Source organism: Amycolatopsis camponoti, from assembly GCF_902497555.1.
Lineage (GTDB): Bacteria > Actinomycetota > Actinomycetes > Mycobacteriales > Pseudonocardiaceae > Amycolatopsis > Amycolatopsis camponoti.
This window is the reverse complement of the sequence record NZ_CABVGP010000001.1, coordinates 244,379-259,776: the sequence shown is the minus strand read 5'-3', so window position 1 is coordinate 259,776 and position 15,398 is coordinate 244,379. Positions and strand designations below refer to the sequence as shown.

The 15,398-nt window shown below is 70.7% G+C and carries 17 protein-coding genes; 8 read left to right on the top strand and 9 right to left on the bottom strand.

Going from position 1 to position 15,398, the window contains the following annotated elements; genetic code table 11:
• Positions 1-218: 218 nt before the first annotated feature.
• From AA23TX_RS01280 to AA23TX_RS01270, 3 genes are all read right to left on the bottom strand, one after another.
• Entirely contained in the window at positions 219-1,277 is a 1,059-nt protein-coding gene (locus AA23TX_RS01280) for a zinc-binding dehydrogenase (RefSeq protein ID WP_155540770.1), read from the bottom strand.
• Between the two features lie 47 nt (positions 1,278-1,324).
• Positions 1,325-1,669, bottom strand: a complete 345-nt coding sequence (locus AA23TX_RS01275; RefSeq protein WP_196425139.1) for a transcriptional regulator — start codon at positions 1,667-1,669, stop codon at positions 1,325-1,327.
• Between the two features lie 72 nt (positions 1,670-1,741).
• Positions 1,742-2,560, bottom strand: coding sequence for an LLM class flavin-dependent oxidoreductase (locus AA23TX_RS01270; protein WP_155540768.1), 819 nt, complete (start codon positions 2,558-2,560; stop codon positions 1,742-1,744).
• Between the two features lie 158 nt (positions 2,561-2,718).
• Here AA23TX_RS01270 and AA23TX_RS01265 point away from each other — a divergent pair, with 158 nt between their 5' ends.
• The gene (locus AA23TX_RS01265) at positions 2,719-3,213 is read left to right on the top strand and encodes a hypothetical protein (RefSeq protein ID WP_155540767.1); all 495 of its coding nucleotides are present in this window, start codon (positions 2,719-2,721) and stop codon (positions 3,211-3,213) included.
• A 28-nt stretch (positions 3,214-3,241) separates the two neighbouring features.
• On the opposite strand, the gene AA23TX_RS01260 is transcribed toward AA23TX_RS01265, so the two are convergent.
• Both AA23TX_RS01260 and AA23TX_RS01255 read right to left on the bottom strand, forming a co-directional pair.
• Positions 3,242-3,925, bottom strand: coding sequence for a metal-dependent transcriptional regulator (locus AA23TX_RS01260; RefSeq protein ID WP_155540766.1), 684 nt, complete (start codon positions 3,923-3,925; stop codon positions 3,242-3,244).
• Between the two features lie 40 nt (positions 3,926-3,965).
• The gene (locus tag AA23TX_RS01255) at positions 3,966-4,406 is read right to left on the bottom strand and encodes a GNAT family N-acetyltransferase (RefSeq protein WP_155540765.1); all 441 of its coding nucleotides are present in this window, start codon (positions 4,404-4,406) and stop codon (positions 3,966-3,968) included.
• Positions 4,407-4,470: 64 nt separating this feature from the next.
• Here AA23TX_RS01255 and AA23TX_RS49510 point away from each other — a divergent pair, with 64 nt between their 5' ends.
• Positions 4,471-4,788: a hypothetical protein gene (locus AA23TX_RS49510; protein ID WP_196425138.1), complete on the top strand. Its 318-nt coding sequence runs from the start codon at positions 4,471-4,473 to the stop codon at positions 4,786-4,788.
• 4 nt (positions 4,789-4,792) lie between these two features.
• On the opposite strand, the gene AA23TX_RS01245 is transcribed toward AA23TX_RS49510, so the two are convergent.
• The gene (locus AA23TX_RS01245) at positions 4,793-6,379 is read right to left on the bottom strand and encodes an amidohydrolase (protein ID WP_155540764.1); all 1,587 of its coding nucleotides are present in this window, start codon (positions 6,377-6,379) and stop codon (positions 4,793-4,795) included.
• Positions 6,380-6,426: 47 nt separating this feature from the next.
• Between AA23TX_RS01245 and AA23TX_RS01240 the strand changes: the two genes are divergently transcribed.
• From AA23TX_RS01240 to AA23TX_RS01225, 4 genes are read left to right on the top strand one after another with little or no spacing between them, the layout of a single operon-like run.
• Positions 6,427-7,164, top strand: a complete 738-nt coding sequence (locus AA23TX_RS01240; RefSeq protein WP_155540763.1) for an enoyl-CoA hydratase/isomerase family protein — start codon at positions 6,427-6,429, stop codon at positions 7,162-7,164.
• On the top strand, positions 7,161-8,684 hold the full coding sequence (locus AA23TX_RS01235; protein ID WP_155540762.1) for an ATP-dependent acyl-CoA ligase: 1,524 nt from the start codon (positions 7,161-7,163) through the stop codon (positions 8,682-8,684). Before AA23TX_RS01240 ends, AA23TX_RS01235 begins: the two co-directional genes overlap by 4 nt.
• On the top strand, positions 8,681-9,316 hold the full coding sequence (locus AA23TX_RS01230; protein WP_155544174.1) for a TetR/AcrR family transcriptional regulator: 636 nt from the start codon (positions 8,681-8,683) through the stop codon (positions 9,314-9,316). Before AA23TX_RS01235 ends, AA23TX_RS01230 begins: the two co-directional genes overlap by 4 nt.
• 58 nt (positions 9,317-9,374) lie before the next feature.
• Positions 9,375-9,695 carry a hypothetical protein gene (locus AA23TX_RS01225; RefSeq protein WP_155540761.1) on the top strand — a complete coding sequence of 107 codons (321 nt, stop codon included), beginning with the start codon at positions 9,375-9,377 and terminating at the stop codon, positions 9,693-9,695.
• 66 nt (positions 9,696-9,761) lie between these two features.
• Here AA23TX_RS01225 and AA23TX_RS01220 read toward each other — a convergent pair whose 3' ends face one another.
• Entirely contained in the window at positions 9,762-10,931 is a 1,170-nt protein-coding gene (locus AA23TX_RS01220; RefSeq protein ID WP_155540760.1) for an acyl-CoA dehydrogenase family protein, read from the bottom strand.
• A gap of 130 nt (positions 10,932-11,061) precedes the next feature.
• On the opposite strand from AA23TX_RS01220, the gene AA23TX_RS01215 reads away from it, so the two are divergent.
• A complete protein-coding gene (locus tag AA23TX_RS01215) occupies positions 11,062-11,748 on the top strand; it encodes a 4'-phosphopantetheinyl transferase family protein (protein WP_196425137.1) in 687 nt (228 codons plus the stop codon).
• Here the strand turns inward: AA23TX_RS01215 and AA23TX_RS01210 are convergent.
• On the bottom strand, positions 11,745-12,899 hold the full coding sequence (locus tag AA23TX_RS01210; RefSeq protein ID WP_155540758.1) for an isochorismate synthase: 1,155 nt from the start codon (positions 12,897-12,899) through the stop codon (positions 11,745-11,747). The genes AA23TX_RS01215 and AA23TX_RS01210 overlap by 4 nt on opposite strands.
• Before the next feature lie 82 nt (positions 12,900-12,981).
• Entirely contained in the window at positions 12,982-13,293 is a 312-nt protein-coding gene (gene mihF / locus AA23TX_RS01205; RefSeq protein WP_026468624.1) for an integration host factor, actinobacterial type, read from the bottom strand.
• A gap of 445 nt (positions 13,294-13,738) precedes the next feature.
• On the opposite strand from mihF, the gene AA23TX_RS01200 reads away from it, so the two are divergent.
• Positions 13,739-15,367: a long-chain fatty acid--CoA ligase gene (locus AA23TX_RS01200; protein ID WP_155540757.1), complete on the top strand. Its 1,629-nt coding sequence runs from the start codon at positions 13,739-13,741 to the stop codon at positions 15,365-15,367.
• The last annotated feature ends 31 nt before the right edge of the window (positions 15,368-15,398 follow it).

Genomic DNA, 15,398 nt, shown 5'->3' with positions numbered 1-15,398 from the left:
CACACGTTCGGTGATCATCGACGGGACGACGTGGTGACCGCGGAACGTCACGCCGGACCTGGTGAACAGCCGCAGGAGACGTCCCAATGGACCAACGGGACGCTCCTGCGGCCGAATCCCCTCGCTTTGGGCCACCATGGCTAGACATTCCCACACCTGAATGTCACAAGCCAGCGTGGATCAGCTACGAACCGGTCACTTGACCTCGCCGCCGTGGATCAGTCACGAAAAGTCACGACGGTGACGCCCGGCTGAGCCGGCACCGGGTCGTTCATCGCGGCCAGCGCGGCCGGAACGTCGTCGAGACCGATCCGGCGGCCGATCAGCGCGCCGAGGTCGATCCCCGCCGTCTCGACGACGCGCAGCAGCTCCGGGTACTCGTGGGCCTGGAGCCCGTGGATCCCGACCAGCTCCAGCTCGCCGCCGATGACCCGGTGCATCGGGATCGGGGCGACACCCTGCGCGGGCGGCATCAGCCCGGCCTGGACGTGCCGGCCGCGCTTGCGGAGGCTGCCCACGGACGCCGCGCAGGTCGACGGCGCGCCGAGGCAGTCGAGCGAGACGTGCGTGCCGCCGCTGGTCAGCTCGCGCACGTGCGCGGCGACGGCTTCGGGACCGTCGAACTCCGACGAGTCGACGGTCGAGGTGGCGCCGGACTTCGCGGCGAGCCGGAGAGCGGCCGGCGAGACGTCGACCGCGACGACCTTCGCGCCCGCCGCGGCGGCCAGCAGGACCGCGGAGATCCCGACTCCGCCGCAGCCGTAGACCGAAACCCACTGCCCCGCGGTGACGCGCCCCTGCCGCAGCACCGCGCGGAACGCCGTGCCGAACCGGCAGCCGAGCGCGGCGGCTTCGGCGGCGCCGATCGTGTCCGGCAGCGCGACGAGGTTCGTCTCGGCGTGCTCGATGGCCACGCGCTCGGCGAACGAACCCCAATGGGTGGCGCCGGGCTGGAACTCGCGGTCGCAGATCTGCTGGTCACCGCGCGCGCACTGGGGGCACGTGCCGCAGGCGCAGACGAACGGCACGGTGACGCGCGCGCCGACTTCCCACCCGCGCACGCCCGCACCGAGCGCGACGAGGCGGCCGGCGAGCTCGTGCCCGGCGACGTGCGGCAGCTTCACCGCGGTGTCGTGGCCCTGCCACGTGTGCCAGTCGCTGCGGCAGACGCCCGTGGCGTCGACCTCGATCACCGCACCTCCGGGCGGCGCGACCGGCTCCGGCACGTCCCGCACGACCGGTGGGACGCCGAACTCCTCCATGACGACAGCACGCATGCCCGCGAGCCTACGTGCTCACCTGAGCGGTTTTCCGTTGGTGCCGCTCAATTGAGCGGCGGCGCCTGCACGTGGAAGCGCGCTCTTCCCCGCGGCGGCCCGAGGAGCCTGCTGAGCGCGCCGTCCGGCACGTTCAGGATGTCCTCGAGATTCCGCAACGCCTCCAACGATTCCGCCCGTTCGGGCCGGCACCGCCCGGACTGCCAGTGGCTGAGGGTGGCCAGGCTGACCGTGGTTCCCCTGCCGCGCAAGCGATAGCGGATCCGGTCGAGCCCGAGCCCGCGGGCCCGGATCGCCGCCCGCAGGGCCACGTCGAACGGCCCGGCGGAGAGCAGCTGGCTCAGCTCCGCCTGTTCCCCCCGGTCGATGGTGCGTGTTCGCTGACCGGTCATCACAACGCTCCGAAGCACTCCCGAGTACGAAAATTGGAGCGTAGGCCCAGCTTCGCAAGATCGGAAGGGCCCTCACCCACCTGCGAGCCGTGCCCGTTCGGCGATGGCGGCGAACGGTTCCGCGTAGCCCGAGTTGATCGTCACGTAGGAAATCCCCCACCGCTCCCGCCAGCCGAGAAGCCTTTCCACCGCTTGACCTGGATCAGCGGGCAGCACGGTGACGGCGCCGGCCGCGGCGAGCTCCGGGACGTCGACCCCGGCCCACCGCGCGATCCCGGGCGACGGCTCGTCCCCGACGGCCATGAGGTTCAGCCCGAGCTCGATGTCCGGCAGCCTTTCCTCAGCAAGCTTACGGAATCGATCCACAATGGACTCGGCTTCGGCTTCGGTGGTCTTGGGCGCCCACGTGAAGGTCACGGTGTCGGCTTCTTGCGCGGCGAGCGCGAGCATTTTCGGTCCCCCGGCGGCGAGCACCAGCCGCGGGCGGTCGATCGATCGCTTGAGGTGGGCGATCGTCTCCGCCATCCGCGTGATGCGCTCACCCGGTTCGCCGAACTCCCGGCCGAGGCTTTCGGTGTGCGCCTTCGCACCCGGCCGTCCGACGCCGAGCCCGAGCTCGAACCGGCCGCCGGTCTGCTGGTGCAGGGTCTGGACCTGCCAGTCGAGGGCCTTCGGGTCCCGGAAGGGATCGGCGAGGACGAAGGTGCCGACGGTGAGGTCCAGGGTGACCGCGGCGGCGGCCCCGAGCAGGACGAAGGGATCGGCCCGGCCGACGGGATCGGTGGCGAGCAGGGTGTCGAAGCCGAGCTTCTCGACCCGCTCGGCCTGGGCGGTCCACGAGGTCAGGTCGCGCGCGTGACCGGCGACGATACCGAAGCGGAAGGGTTTCATACGGCCATGGTCGCGGCCGCGGAAGGGTCACCACATCCGCTCCACGACGTCACTCGCGCGTACGCACCCCGACGTCATCACGGCTTGGTCACCTTCCGTAACAGCGGCCATGGCGCGGCCGTCTGAACGCACATCCGGCGAGGAGAGCGAGAACGGCAATGACCACCGAAGCGAATACCGACCAGGTGCCGCAGCCCGAACCCGTTCCACCGCCTGTGTCACGAAGCCGCAAGCCGCTCGTCTTCGTCGTCGGCGGCGTTGTCGCCGTGGCAATCGCGGCTGTCGTTGCCGTCGTCCTCATGACGTCGGGCAGCACATCGGTCAACGGCACCCTGTCCCTGCTGTGCGACATGCAGTGCACCAAGTCCACAGCTGACGGTTACGACGGCTACACCGACCTGAGCAACGGCTCGCAGGTCACCCTCGTGAACGAAAGCGGCAGAGTCGTGGCCACGACGGAACTGCACCGGACTCCCGGCGAAGAGACGAAGATCGTCGACGGGATGTGGGTGCGCACGTTCACCTTCACGTTCGCCGACGTGCCGAGCGCCGAACGCTACGGGGTTCACGTCGGCAACAGCAACCGTGGCACGTTGTGGAAGGACGCCGACGAGGCCGAACGCGCCGGTTTCCAGCTCTCGATCGGCGGGTGAATCCACAGGTCGACGGCACGGAGCGGGCTCAGCGCAGGGTGACCGACAGGGCCTGCGCGATCTCCTTGCCGATGGCGTGCGTCGCGGCGTCCGGCGGGGAGCCCACCTTCACCACCATCGGTCCCCCGAACGGCTGGCGCTCGACGACCTCGATGCGTTCGCCCAGGTTGATCGCGTGTTCCGTCAGGTAGCGCAGCAGTTCGGGGTCCGTGTCCCACACCCGCACGATCTCGCCCACCGCGCCCGGCTCGAGGTCGTCCAGGATGCGGACCGACAGCTCCTCGACGCTGCCGTCGGCGGCCGGGATCGGGTCGCCGTGGGGGTCGCGGACCGGGTTGCCCAGCTTGGCCGCGATGCGCTCGACCAGCCGGTCCGACACCGCGTGCTCCAGCGCGTCGGCCTCCGCGTGGACCTCGTCCCACGTGTAGCCGAGCTCGGACACCAGGTACGTCTCGATCAGCCGGTGCCGCCGCAGCACCGAGCGCGCCAGGAGCCGCCCGTCGGCGGTGAGCTCGATCCCGCGGTAGGGCACGTGGGTGACCAGCCCGAGCTGGGACAGCTTCGTGACCATCCCCGACGCCGAGGACGGGCTGACCTCCAGCCGGCCGGCGAGCGAGGTGTTCGTGACCGCCTCACCGCGTTCGACCAGGCCGTAGATCACCCGGACGTAGTCCTCGACCGACGAGGACCTCCGGACCGAACCATCTCCCATGCCGCACACGATACGGGGCCGGGATCTTTCTCGTGAAAGTTCAGGGTCGCCAGCGGTAGCGGACCCAGCCGGGGACGGGTTCGGCGCCGAGCTGGGCGTAGAACGCCTCGCCTTTCTCGTTGCCCGCCTGCATGTCCCACTCGACGCGCCCGGTCGTTCGGTTGCGCAGCTCGTCGAGCAGCTCGCCGCCGAGGCCGTGGCGGCGGTGGGCGGGCCGGACGAACAGATCGTCCAGCCAGATTCCGGGCCGCGCTTCCCAGGTCGAAAAGTTCCAGCTGCAGAAAGCGAAGCCGGCGACGGTCCCGGGCTCGCCCGGCGGGGTCGCGATCAGCACCCACGCCTTCGGGTCCGGCCCGAAGAGGTGACCGCTCATCTCGGCGCGGTCCAGCTTGAGGTCGTGGTTGTCCTCGTAGACGGCGTGCTCCTCGATGAGCGCGCAGATCTCTTCGATGTCGTCGAAGACGGCGTCGCGGACGGGCATCTCGCCTCCCGTTTCTGTCGGTGGTGGTCGTTACTGTCGGGCTTGAAGGATGCGGAGGTGGTCGATGTCACCAGAGGAGAGGTTCGAGGAGCTGGTCGACGAGTTCACCGGACGCCCGGGCATCACGCCACCCGGCGCGACCGGCGGCTTCGGGCGCACGGCCCTGCGCGTGCACGGGCGGATCTTCGCGATGTTCGTCCGCGGGCAGCTGGTGCTGAAGCTGCCTCGGAGCCGGGTCGACAAGCTGGTCGAGGGCGGGCAAGGGGTGCGCTTCGACGCGAACAAGGGCACGCCGATGAAGGAGTGGCTGGCGCTGGACGTGGCGTCGCCGCAGCCGTGGGCGGAGCTGGCCGAGGAGGCGCTGGAGTTCGTGGGGAGGTGAGTCATCAGGCTTGGTAACGCAGTTCGCCGCCGACGGCCGTTCCCCGCACGGTCAGCTCGTCCAAAGCGGACTCCTCCAGCGGCGATCCCGACAGCACGGCGAAGTCGGCGAGCTTCCCCTCCTCCAGCGTGCCCAGATCACGCTCGGCGAAGGTCGCGTACGCCGACCCGTGCGTGTAAGCGCGCAACGCCTCCTCCGGCGTCAACGCCTCCTCGACCCCGAAGGGCGCCCCCGACGCCGTACGCCGGCGAACCATGTCGGCCAGCGCGAGCAGCGGAGCGCCGTCCACGACCGGGCGATCCGAAGAGGCGGGAAGCACGCAACCCGCGTCGAGGACGCTTCGCAGCCGGTAGCACCAGGGGACGCGAGACTCGCCGAGCGCGGCGCGCATGCCGTCGCCAAGCTCGTTGACGAAGCGTCCCTGCGGCGAAGCGAGCAACCCCAGCGAAGCGAGCCGGGACAGCTCCGCGGGCTGAAGCACCGCGCAGTGCTCGATGCGGTGCCGGTGGTCCGTACGCGGCGAAGCGGCCAACGCGGCTTCGTACGCGTCGAGGACCACCGTGATCGCGCGGTCGCCGATCGCGTGCGTCGCGATCTGCCAGCCGGCGTCGTGCGCTCGCCGGATCGTCCGGGCCAGCTCGTCCTCGGGCACCTGGAAGTAGCCGACGTTGTCCGGTTCGCCGTCGAAGGGCTCGTGCATCGCGCACGTGCGCCCGACCAGCGAGCCGTCCGCGAACAGCTTCATCGGGCCGACGCGCAGCCACTCGTCGCCCAGGCCGGTGCGCAGGCCCAGGTCGAGGCCGAACCCTGCGCCGTCGGGCAGGTCGTGCAGCACGCTCGCCGCGACCATCACCGTGCTCCGGACGCGCAGCACCCCGGCCTCGCGCGCCTCCTGGTAGGCGGCCAGCTCCACGGGCGTCTCGCCGACCAGCCCGCCGCCGATCCCGGCCTCCTGGACGCTGGTGATGCCCTCCGACAGGTACCGCTCGGACGCCCGGTCGAGCCCGCGGACGACGCGCGAAACCGGCGTCGGGTAGGTCAGCGGCCGCAGCAGCAGCTGGGCCTGCTCGCGCAGCAACCCCGTCGGGGAGCCGTCCGGATCGAGCACGACGTCGCCGCCGACCGGCACGTGCGCCAGGTCCAGCTGGTCGAGGACCGCCGAGTTCACCACGGTCATGTGCCCGGACGTGTGCTTGAGCCGCACGAGCATCCCCGGCGCGGCCCGGTCGAGCCCGTGCCGGTCCGGGTGCCCGCCGGCGAGCTTGTTCTGGTCGTACCCGCTCCCGACCACCCAGCTCCCGGCCGGGAGCGTCGCGGCCCGCGCGGCGACGGCGTCGTACACCTCTTCGACGCTGCGGCAGCCGCCCAGCGCGACGTCGTCGAGGCCCATCCCGAACCACGCCATGTGGTTGTGCGCGTCGTGGAACCCGGGCACGACGAACCCGCCGCCGAGGTCGACCCGCGAGCGAGCGGACAGCGAAACCGCGTCGTCCCCGAGCGCGACCACCCGGCCGTGCAGGACAGCAAGGGCACTGGTCACGCCCGCACCCGTCCACACTGTGGCGTTCTCGTACACCGCATCGACTCGCACGAGTCCGAGGCTATCGATCGATCGATCGAACGTCTAGCATCGGCCGCATGCCCACCGTGGAGTTCGCCGTCGAGGACGGCATCGCGCACATCCGGCTGAACCGGCCCGAGCGGCTGAACGCGGTCGCCGCCGTCCTGGTCGACGACTTCCTCGCCGCGCTCGACGCCGCCGCGCGCAGCGACGCCCGCGTCGTCGTGCTGTCCGGCACCGGCCGCGCCTTCTGCGCCGGCCACGACCTCAAGGAACCCACCCCCGAGGGTGATTCACGGGCGCGGCTCGACCGGCTCCAGGACGTCACGCGTCGGCTGCGGGCGCTGCGCCAGCCGGTGATCGCGGCGGTGCACGGCTACGCGATCGGCGCCGGCGCGGAGTTCGCGCTCGGCTGCGACCTGATCCTGGCCGCCGAGGACGCCGTCTTCGCGTTCCCCGAGGTCTCGCTGGGGCTAAGCGTCACCGGCGCGGCGTCACGGCTGCTCCCGCTGCTCGTCGGCCCGCTCAAGGCGAAGGAGCTCCTGCTGCTCGGCGAGCGCTTCGACGGCCGGAAGGCCGCGGAGCTGGGCATGGTCAACGCCGCCGTCCCCGCGGAGCAGCTCCAGGCCGAGGCGCTGAGCTGGGCCAAGCGGATCGCCGAGCACCCGCCCGCGGCCGCGGCGATGGCGAAGCGCGTCCTCGATGCGCCGATCGACGTCGAACCGGCACTCGAACTCGAGGTCAGCCACGCGCTCATCACCGAAACCTCGGCCGCGGTCGCCGCGTCCACGGAGGCTTTCCGGAGCCGGACATGACCCCCCTCGCCGAGATCGGCACGCTCGCGCAACTGGTCACGCGGGCCGCGCGGCTCTGGCCGTCGCGCACCGCGTGGATCTTCGACGAGGGCGACCGGCGCTTCACCTTCGCCGAGGTCGATCGCGAAAGTTCACGAATCGCGGCGGCGCTGGCCGAACTTGGAATCGAGCCCGGCGACCGGGTCGCGGTGATGCTGCGCAACGTGCCCGCGTTCCCGCTGATCTGGCTGGCGCTGGCGAAGATCGGCGCACAGCTGGTGCCGGTCAACACGAACTACCGCGAGTTCGACGGCGCCCACGTCCTCCGTCACTCGGGCGCGAAGCTCGCCGTCGCCGCGCCGGAGTTCACGGATCTGCTCGGCCGCATCGGGCTGACCGAAGTGATCACCCCGGACCGGCTCCGCTCCGGCGCCGAGCCGCCCGAGTTCACGCCGGTGCCCGAACTCCCGGTCAACATCCAGTACACCTCGGGCACGACCGGCGCCCCCAAGGGCTGCGTCCTGCCGAACCGGTACTGGACGACCCTCGCGGTGAGCCTGGCGACCGACTTCCCCGCCGTCGGCGAGGACGACGTCATGCTGACCGCGCAGCCGTTCCACTACATCGATCCACAGTGGAACGTCGCGCTGGGGCTCGCCGCCGGCGCCACCCTCGTCGTGCTGGACCGGTTCCACCCCAGCACGTTCTGGGCGAAGGTGCGCGAGCACGGCGTCACCTGGTTCTACTGCCTCGGCCTGATGCCGACGCTGCTGCTGCGGCAGGAGCCGTCCGAGGCCGATCGGGACCACCGCGTCCGCGCGATCTGCGCGTCCGCGATCCCGCACGAGCTGCACGCCGAGCTGGAGGCGCGCTGGGGCGTGCCGTGGTACGAGGCGTTCGGGATGACCGAGACCGGCGGCGACATCCGGATGACGGCGGAGGACCACGACGAGACCGTCGGCACCGGCTGCATCGGCCGGCCGAGCCGCGACCGCGAGGCGATGATCGCCGGCGAAGACGGGAAGCCGCTGCCGCGCGGGGAAACCGGCCAGCTGCTGATCCGCGGCATCGGGCTGATGCACGGCTACCACGACGACCCCGAGGCGACGGCCAAGGCGTTCGAGGACGGCTGGTTCCACACCGGCGACCTCGCGCGGATGGACGACGCCGGCCGCGTGTACTACATCGGGCGGACGAAGGACATGATCCGCCGCAGCGGCGAGAACGTCTCGGCCGACGAGGTCGAGCGCGCGCTGCTGCTGCACCCGGCGGTGCGGCTGGCGGCCGTCGTCGCGGTGCCCGACGAGCTGCGCGGCGAGGAGATCAAGGCGTACGTGGTGTGCGACGGCGAGCGCCCGGAACCGGCCGCGCTGGCCGCGTTCTGTTCGGAAAAGCTCGCGTATTTCAAGGTTCCGCGGTTCTGGGCGTTCGCCGACGAGCTGCCGATGACGCCGTCCGAGCGCGTCGCCAAGGGCGAGCTGCGGAAGGTGGCCGACCCGCGCGCCGGTTCGTGGGACGCGAAGGCGGAAGCGTGGCTGTGACCAGCCGGGAGCGCGTCCGCGCGGCAGCGGTGAAGCTGTTCGCCACCAAGGGTTTCCACGGCACCGGCATCCGGGATCTGGCGCAGGAGGCGGAACTTTCCTCGGCGAGCCTGTACCACTACATGGGCACCAAGGAAGATCTGCTCGCCGAGATCATGCACACGGCGCTGAACCGCCTGCTGGACGCGGCCCGCGAAGCGACGGCCGGCAGCGCGGACCCGGTGCACCGGCTGCGGACGCTGGTCGCGTTGCACGTGCTCGCGCACGCCGTCGGCCCGGCGGAAACCCGCGTGGTGGACAACGAAGTCGACGTGCTGTCCCCGGCCGCGCGCGAGCCGGTGGTGGCGTTGCGGGACGCGTACGAAAACCTGTGGGCGGCGGCCATCGAAGAAGGCGTCGCGGCGGGGGTGTTCCACACCGAACACCCGGCGGTGACCCGGCTCGCGCTGCTGGAGATGTGCAGCGGCGTCGCCCGGTGGTATTCGCCGCGCGGACCGCTGGCGCTGGACCAGCTCGCCGAGCACTACGCGGAGCTGGTGTCGAGGGCACTGGGCTGCACGTCTCCGCCGGGCGTGGCCGACTTGCGACGCTGCCGGGAAATCGTCGCGAAAGAGTGGGGCATGTCCGTTTAGCGGCGCTTTTACCTGTGTACGCCTTGCCCAGACGGCGTGCGTGGGGGACGCTCGAAGGGTGACTGAGGAAACGATCCAACTGGAACTGGACGACTCGGGTCTCGCGCCGGGCCTCCCGACGCCGGCACACCCCCGCGATCAGGTGCAGGACGTACCCTACCGCCCCGTCGAGTTCCGCGATGACGATCTCCCCACCGCCCTGGAGCGGTGCTCCAAATGGCTACGGCAGGCACAGGAATGGCTGGGCGAGCCTCTCGACGTCCTGGCCATCCACCTCGACTACGACGACCGCCAGGGTTCGCCGTACTACGACGTGAAGCTGCTGTGCAACGAAGAGGACCTGGCCGGCGTCCCGATCGCCATTCGCAACAAGAAGTAACCCGAAGCAGCGCCGAGGCCGCCTCCCGGACGTCCGGGAGGCGGCCTCGTTCGCTTTCCGGGGACCTCAGCCGAGCACGCCGCCGACCTTCACGTGCCCCTTGAGCAGGTTGCGCGCGATGGTGCGGCGCTGGATCTCGTCGGTGCCTTCGTAGATGCGCAGCAGCCGCAGCTCGCGGTACCAGCGCTCGATCGGCAGCTCGCGCGTGTAGCCCATGCCGCCGTGGATCTGCAGGACGCGGTCGACGATTTCGTTGGCCTTCTGGCCGCCGTACAGCTTCGCCATCGACTGCGCGTGCCGCGAGTCGACGCCCTGGTCGACCTGCCAGGCGGCGTTGAGCACCAGCCAGCGCAGCGCCTCGAGCTCGACACCGGAGTCGGCGATCATCCACTGGATGGCCTGGCGCTCCGCGATCTTCTGCCCGAACGTCTCGCGGGTGTTGGCGTGCTCGATGGCCATCGAGATCAGCCGCTCGCACGAACCGATCGCGCGCGCCGGCAGCAGGTAGCGGCCCTGGCCGATCCACTGCATGGCCAGCTCGAAACCGCGGCCTTCCTCGCCGAGGATCTGCGTCTCGGGGACGCGGACGTCCTGGAAGATCAGCGAAGCCGGGCCCCACTCGCCCATGGTGTCGATGTACTCGGACTTCCAGCCGGCTTCGCGGTCGACGAGGAAGCACGTGACGCCGCCGTTCGCGCCCTTCTCCGGGTCGGTGATGGCGAAGACCATCGTGAAGTCGGCTTCGTTGCCGCCGGTGATGAAGGTCTTCTCGCCGTTGATGATCCAGTCGGTGCCGTCCTTGCGGGCGGTGGTCCGGATGGCCTTCGCGTCCGACCCGGCGCCCGGCTCGGTGATCGCGAAGCACGACTTGCGCTCGCCCGAGATGGTCGGCAGCAGGTAGGTCTGCTTCTGCTCCTCGTTGGCGTGGAACAGGATGTTGTCCGCGGCGCCGCCGAAGCGGAACGGCACGAAGGTGCGGCCGAGCTCCGCCTCCAGCAGCGCGGCCATCACGGCGGACAGGCCCATGCCGCCGTACTCCTCCGGCGTGAAGACGCCCCAGAAGCCGGACTCCTTCGCCTTCAGCTGGAGGTCCTTCAGCTCCTCGCCGGTCAGCCCGGGCTGGTGGGCGCGCTCGCGCCGGAGGACTTCCTGCTCGAGCGGGATCAGCTCCCGCTGGACGAACGTGCGGACCCAGTCGCGCACTTCACGTTCTTCGGTGCTGAGTGAAAAGTCCATGGGTGAGCTGCTCCTCCGACACTGGCTAAGCGCTTGCTTAGTTCAGGGTACCTCTTGGGAGCGTGATTACCCCAGACCTGTCCCCGAATTCGTGACAACCGCTTCGCCGCCCGGAAGGATCGGAGAGGTGATGGAGATCGTGGTCCGCTGGTCGTCCCCGCTGCCCGCCGAAGAGCGTTTCCTGCGCCTGCTGGACGACGTCGAGCAAGGCCGCTTCGAGGCGTACCGGCAGGACGCGGACAAGCGCCGCTTCCTCACCGGCCGCGTGCTGGCGAAGACGGTGGCGGCGGAGCGGCTCGGGCTGCCGGTCGACTCGGTGAAGTTCGACGCGACCTGCGAAGACTGCGGGAAGCCACACGGCAGGCCGCGGGTCCCGGGCGCGGACCTGACGCTGTCCATCTCCCACTCGGGCGAGCTGATCGGCGTGGCGGCGACCCCGTCGGTCCCGGTGGGCCTGGACGTCGAGACGGCGACCCGCAAGGCCGACGACGGCCTGATCGAGTACGCGTTGAGCCCCGCCGAGGCGGCCCACCTGACCGGCCTGACGGACGCGGAGAAGGCGTCGGCGTTCTTCGTCTACTGGACGCGCAAGGAGGCCGTGATGAAGGCCACGGGCAAGGGCCTGCGCATCCCGCTGAAGAGCATCACGTTCTCCCGCTTCGACGAACCGGCGCGGCTGGTGGAGTCCGGCGACCCGGCATTGGACCCGGCGACGACCCGCTCGGTGGACCTCAAGGCCGCGGACGGCTACCGGGCGGCCATCGCGGTCCTGACCACCGACGAGCTGTCGGTGACCGAGGAAGTCTGGGCCCCCTAGACCGGCAGGTCCGCCAGGCCCATCGCGGCCAGCAGGGTCCGGAACTTCGCCGTCGTCTCGTCCAGCTCCGCCCGCGGGTCCGAGGCCGGGACGATCCCGCCCCCCGCGTACAGCCGCATCGACGTCGACGCGATCTCGGCGCAGCGGATCGCCACCGCCCACTCGCCGTCGCCCGCGGCGTCGACCCAGCCGACCGCTCCCGCGTAGTAGTCGCGGTCGAACGGCTCCAGCTCCTGGACCAGCTCGCGCGCGCCCTCGGTCGGGGTGCCGCAGATCGCCGGCGTGGGGTGCAGGGCCGCCGCCAGGTCGAGCGCCGTGACGTCCGGGTCGGCCAGCTCGCCCGTGATCGGGGTGCGCAGGTGCCAGATCGCCGGGGTCGTGACCAGCTCGGGCTCCGCCGGGACCTCCAGCGTCCGGCAGAACGGCCGCAGCGCCTCGACCAGGTAGTCGATCACCACCGCGTGCTCCAGCTGGTCCTTGCGTGACGTCCGCAGTGCCTCGCCGTTGGCGCGGTCGGTCGCCGGGTCCGCGGACCGCGGCATCGAGCCCGCGTGGGGCGACGAAAACACCGTCCGGCCGGTGCGGCGCAGCAGCAGCTCGGGCGTGGCGCCGACGAGCGAGCGGCCGCCGGGCAGCTCGGCCGCGTACGTGAAGTGCCGGGGGTTCCCGACCGCCAGGTTGCGCACGATGCTCTCCGCGGACACCGGCGCGGCGAACTCGAGGTCGAGAGCACGGGCCAGGACGGCTTTGCGCAGGTCACGCGCGGCCAGCGCCTCGACGGCCGCCGAGACGGCCGCCATGTGCCGCTCGGGCGAGGGCACCGAACGCACCCGCACGGGCGCCGGCAGGACCTCACGCGGCAGCGAAGGCGCGCCCTCGGAGCGGTGGACGGTCCGGGGCACGACGAGGTGGCCCGGCACCTTCGTGGCGGGCCCGGTGTCGAACGGCAGGACACCGACGGCCAGCGAAGCGCCGGTCTCGGCCAGCACGCCGGGGATCGCCGAGGCGAGCCGACGGGGGTCCGTCTCGGTGACGGTCCGGATCGTGCCCTGCGCGAGGAGTGCGCGCTCGGCCGTCGTGAAGAGGAAGTCGCCCCGCTGGTAGCGGGCGGCGAGGTCGAGTGCCAGGGTCGCCGGGTCAGGTGAACTCACGACTCCAGCGTCCCAGGCTTCGGGAGATCCGCGGGGGGAGTGTCACGAGCGACACTCCCCCCGCGGGAGCTCCTGATGACGGCTACTTGAGCGCGTCGATGAGCGCCTCGCGCTGGCGCTCGCCCAGGCCGGCCGCACGCCGGTCCGGGTCGATGCCGGCCTGCTCGAGCAGGGCGGCGACCTTCACCGCGCCGAGGCCGGGGACGGCCTTCAGCAGCTGGGTGACCTTCGTCTTCCCGATGGTCTTGTTCTCCTTGGCCTGCTTGAGCACCTTCTCGATGCTCTCCTTGCCGGACTTGATCGACGCAAGCAGTTCCGAACGCGCCTTGCGAGCCTCGGCGGCCTTGGCCAAGGCGTCAGCGCGCTGCTCCGGAGTCAACGTAGGCAGAGCCAACGTAGTAGTCCTTTCCTCTCAGGTCTCCGCTTTCGCGGCCGACGGCTTTTCGACGTGCTTGCTGATGCAAGCGCTGGCCAGCCGTCTCTTACCACGGCCCCAGTAAACGCCACCGGCTTCACGGCCGTGCAACCGACACGCACTTATTACCCCCCGAGGTGATACCGGGCAACCCGCTCCGGCCTGCGGAAACGCTCCCAAGAAGCGTCCCGGGTGGCGTCACTCACCCGGAAGTGAACCTTCCACTCGATGTTGTTCCCGGGCGCATTTCCTTGTCCACAAGGAAAAGCGTAAGAATTGATGATCATGATCATCGTCCGGTCGTCGCCCGATCGCGGGACGACCGTGACCGAACGGAGCCGTTGTTGACCATGCCCGCTTCACCCGATCCGCACTAGAGTCGGCCCAACCCCAGTTCACCGGCGAACAACCCCCGGGAGCGACCATGTTGAGCACCATGCAGGACGGCCAGCTGTCGCTGGCGAACCTGCTCCGCCACGGCACGTCGGTGCACTCGGCGAGCGAAGTCATCACCTGGACCGGTTCAGAAGCCCGCCGCGAGAGCTACGGCGACCTCGGTCGCCACGCCGCCCGCCTCGCGAACGCGCTCCGGAGCCTCGGCGTGACGGGCGACCAGCGCGTCGGCACGTTCATGTGGAACAACGCCGAGCACCTGGCCGCCTACCTGGCCGTCCCGGCCATGGGTGCGGTCCTGCACACCCTGAACATCCGGCTGTTCCCCGAGCAGCTGGTGTTCGTCGCCAACCACGCCGAGGACCAGGTCGTCATCGTCGACGGCACGCTGGTCCCGCTGCTGGCGAAGCAGCTGCCGGAGTTCAAGACGGTCCGGCACGTCATCGTGGCCAACGGCGACGCGGCGTCACTGCAGGCCCCGGACGGCGTCCAGGTGCACTCCTACGCCGAGCTGCTGGCCGCCCAGCCGGACACCTTCGACTGGCCGGACATCGACGAACGCTCGGCCGCCGCGATGTGTTACACGTCGGGCACGACGGGTGACCCCAAGGGCGTCGTCTACTCGCACCGGTCGATCTGGCTGCACTCGATGCAGGTCTGCATGAGCGACAGCATGAACCTCGCCCAGCACGACAAGGCACTGGCGATCGTGCCGCAGTTCCACGCGATGGCGTGGGGCCTGCCGTACGCGGCGCTGATGGTCGGCGCGTCCCTGGTGATGCCGGACCGGTTCCTCCAGCCCGCCCCGCTCGCCGCGCTGCTGGCCGCCGAGAAGCCGACGTTCGCCGGCGCGGTCCCGACCGTCTGGCAGGGCCTGCTCGCCCACCTGGAAGCCAACCCGCAGGACATCTCGCACCTGCGCGAGGTCGTCGTCGGCGGGTCGGCGGTGCCGCCGTCGCTGATGCACGCGTTCGAGGAACGGCACCACGTCCGGATCCTGCACGCCTGGGGCATGACCGAGACGTCACCGCTGGGCAGCGTCGCGCGCCCGCCGGCCTCGGCGACCGGCGACGAGGCCTGGCGCTACCGCTACACGCAGGGCCGCTTCCCGGCGGCCGTGTCGGCCCGGCTGATCGGTGACTCGGGCGAGGAGCTGCCCTGGGACAACGAGGCCGTGGGCGAGCTCGAAGTCCGGGGCCCGTGGATCGCGGGGGCGTACTACGGCGGCGCGGATGTCGACCCGGACAAGTTCCACGACGGCTGGCTGCGCACCGGAGACGTCGGCAAGATCAGCGCGGACGGCTACCTCACGCTGACCGACCGCGCCAAGGACGTCATCAAGTCCGGCGGCGAGTGGATCTCCTCGGTCGACCTGGAGAACCAGGTCATGGGACACCCGGCGGTGGCCGAGGCCGCCGTCGTCGGCATCCCCGACGAGAAGTGGGACGAGCGGCCGCTGGTCGCCGTCGTGCTCAAGGAGGGGCGGACCGCGACCGCCGAGGAGCTGCGGGAGTTCCTGGCCGACAAGGTCGCGAAGTGGCAGCTGCCGGAGAACTGGACGTTCGTGGACGAAGTGCCCAAGACGAGCGTCGGCAAGTTCGACAAGAAGCGGATCCGCGCGTCCTACTCCGAGGGAAAGCTCGACATCGCACAGCTCTAACGGGTAAATCTCCGGCGTGCCTACAAGTCCG

Coding starts and splice junctions, on each gene's coding strand:
- AA23TX_RS01275 (WP_196425139.1), bottom strand. CDS start 1,669: ATGACCGGTCAGCGAACACGCACCATCGACCGGGGGGAACAGGCGGAG.
- AA23TX_RS01200 (WP_155540757.1), top strand. CDS start 13,739: ATGTTGAGCACCATGCAGGACGGCCAGCTGTCGCTGGCGAACCTGCTC.
- AA23TX_RS01260 (WP_155540766.1), bottom strand. CDS start 3,925: ATGGGAGATGGTTCGGTCCGGAGGTCCTCGTCGGTCGAGGACTACGTC.
- AA23TX_RS01255 (WP_155540765.1), bottom strand. CDS start 4,406: ATGCCCGTCCGCGACGCCGTCTTCGACGACATCGAAGAGATCTGCGCG.
- AA23TX_RS01240 (WP_155540763.1), top strand. CDS start 6,427: ATGCCCACCGTGGAGTTCGCCGTCGAGGACGGCATCGCGCACATCCGG.
- AA23TX_RS01280 (WP_155540770.1), bottom strand. CDS start 1,277: ATGCGTGCTGTCGTCATGGAGGAGTTCGGCGTCCCACCGGTCGTGCGG.
- AA23TX_RS01215 (WP_196425137.1), top strand. CDS start 11,062: ATGGAGATCGTGGTCCGCTGGTCGTCCCCGCTGCCCGCCGAAGAGCGT.
- AA23TX_RS49510 (WP_196425138.1), top strand. CDS start 4,471: ATGTCACCAGAGGAGAGGTTCGAGGAGCTGGTCGACGAGTTCACCGGA.
- AA23TX_RS01265 (WP_155540767.1), top strand. CDS start 2,719: ATGACCACCGAAGCGAATACCGACCAGGTGCCGCAGCCCGAACCCGTT.
- AA23TX_RS01220 (WP_155540760.1), bottom strand. CDS start 10,931: ATGGACTTTTCACTCAGCACCGAAGAACGTGAAGTGCGCGACTGGGTC.
- AA23TX_RS01270 (WP_155540768.1), bottom strand. CDS start 2,560: ATGAAACCCTTCCGCTTCGGTATCGTCGCCGGTCACGCGCGCGACCTG.
- AA23TX_RS01235 (WP_155540762.1), top strand. CDS start 7,161: ATGACCCCCCTCGCCGAGATCGGCACGCTCGCGCAACTGGTCACGCGG.